At 37.3% G+C, this 2,351-nt stretch carries 1 protein-coding gene; it reads right to left on the bottom strand.

The window, feature by feature from the left end; translation table 11 throughout:
* Nucleotides 1-2,351, bottom strand: a 2,351-nt coding sequence (locus CAG60_RS06965) for a fimbria/pilus outer membrane usher protein (protein WP_161438582.1), incomplete at both ends; no start/stop codon positions are given.

Below are 2,351 nucleotides of genomic sequence, written 5' to 3'. Positions count from 1 at the left end.
CATAGTCAAATGTACATTTCTGATCTTCTGACTCTCCCCACCGAACATATAGCGAGCCTACAGGTTTAGAAACTCGAATAAAGGCAAGTCCACTTTGTGAAACCATGCCAATATTAATATTATCATCATCCTTAATTTCAGCACCTAATGGTGGTAATGTTTCTCCAGATATCTGAATTAGCAATGCTTTGCCTAAACGAGTACTAACATCATAGCTTAAAATTGCTCCCGCAGTTGGAATTAATCTAAACTGTGTTTCTGCAAGCTCAACATCTTTATTACTGATTGTTGAAGGATCAAGAGATATTTGGTTGATACTGTAAGGCGATAAATTACTAATAATACCATAACCGTTACCTGAAATTGCCGCACCTCGTGTGTTACGAATCGCGACACCTTTAGCATCTTTCGCCTTTACTATTGCAAATGAATCTCCCAAACTTTGGCTTAAGTTAACGCCACCAGAATGTATAACTGCTCCACCACGAATATTTGCTCCCCACTGTTTATAATTTTCACTTTGGCTATAGGTAGTTCCAAAAGAAGCTTTTTCTGCTAACTGATTTAGGCTTACTGAATAAGTCGAATTATCATCATCTAAAGAGTAATTCAATCCATACGTTGTATTTTCCAAATCACCAAGTTGACCAGATAAACCAGCCTGATAACTTGTCATATTGTCATTGCGTGTTACACCTAATGACATTAATGCTGGATAATTACTTTCCCCTAAAGGAATTGAAATTCCAAGGCTTACAACATCATCAGAACCAGATCTATCCTGTTGATAAATCTTAGAATAATTAAGATTCAGTGTCGCTTTCCCTATACGAGAAGAGTACCCTAGTTGAGCTTGAGTAACTGCATCTTTCTCACCACGATAACTGGTGTGAGAGCCAGAAAAATAAAGTTGCCCCATATTTGCTAAAGACTGGTTGACATTTAAACTCAGTAGAGATCGTTCTGACTGACTAAAAACGATTGATGTATTAGTATCATTCTGTGAATTTGCAGCTACTACATCACTTAATGTTCGATAACCCGATGTAGAATATCGATATCCAGCTAAAGTTAAGGTCGTACCTGTGTCAAAACCGATAGAATAATCAGCTCCTGCGCGCCAACCTCTATATGTATTTCCATATATATCAGCATGAGAATATATTGAACGCAAACCTAATGCACCAATTGGGGTACCTAAAACAGCCCCTAGTGCAGATGAAAAATAATTTTCTGACACTCGCATCCCGAAATTTGTAGTTAAACTATTACTAATACCTCTCTCATAGACACCTTGTATAAAGTAGGGCTCATCTGATATTTCTGTCAAACGTAGCTGGCCGACTGAAACACTATAGTTAAACTGCCCGGGGCGGATAGATCCAGATACTGCGTTAAAAGGAACAGTAAAATTCGCGACTCTACCACTGGCTTCTTCTATAGAAACATCTAAATCGCCTTGGTAATAAGTAGAATAAAGGTCTCGAATCTCAAATGGCCCCGGTGATACCGTTGTCTGGTATATTTGTCTTCCTTGCTGAGATACGGTGACTGTTGCCACAGAGTTTGCGACGCCAGTGATCACTGGTGCAAAACCTCGTTGAGAAAGAGGCCTCATTCTAATATCTGATTTTAATTCAGCACCAGTAAAACCTACGCTATCAAAAACAGTATCTGAAGTAAAAGTTTGCCCTAAAGTAAGTTCACTTTTCCAGGAAGGTAATGCTGTTTGTGCATAAGTACGTATATGGTTAAAGTCACTTTGTGTTCTTAATCCTGAGTCTGTATGGCTGTAGCTCAGTTGACTGCGAAAGCGCCAATTACCAACGTTTCCACCAATCCGCATACCAGTAAACAAACTACTATTCTCGCTATTACTTAAACCAGATGTTTGTTTGGAATGAAAATAGTTTCCATCATAGTTGATAAATAATGCAGATTCTCCAAAATCCCATTGCTCAGGGTTAATATAACCTCGAGGTAAAGAGACCATATAAGCTTGTGGAACAAATAAAGAAAGTCTTAAATTTGAACGATTGAGATCAAAAGTTAAGTCCTGAACAGTTGCACAGTCTTCATCATCTATTGTTAATATATATGCATCGTTTACACCTAACCCTTTCCAGTAACTAACTGAAAAACAAGGTATAACCTCATTCCTTTTATTGACCATGCTTACCAATTCACGTCGGTGAAATTGATTATTTATATAAACATCTACACTATACTGTCCTTCTTGTGCTAATGATTCATTTAATAAATTATCAATGATATTGCTTAGATTATTATCATCATTAGAACCTAACAATAATGAGCTATCAAATGAAAAACTTCTCTCTGTAGCATATACT

It is taken from the genome of Vibrio sp. V33_P6A3T137 (assembly GCF_009904835.1).
Lineage (GTDB): Bacteria > Pseudomonadota > Gammaproteobacteria > Enterobacterales > Vibrionaceae > Vibrio > Vibrio metschnikovii.
The sequence above is the reverse complement of the archived record's forward strand: the minus strand, read 5'-3'. Positions and strand labels throughout refer to the sequence as shown.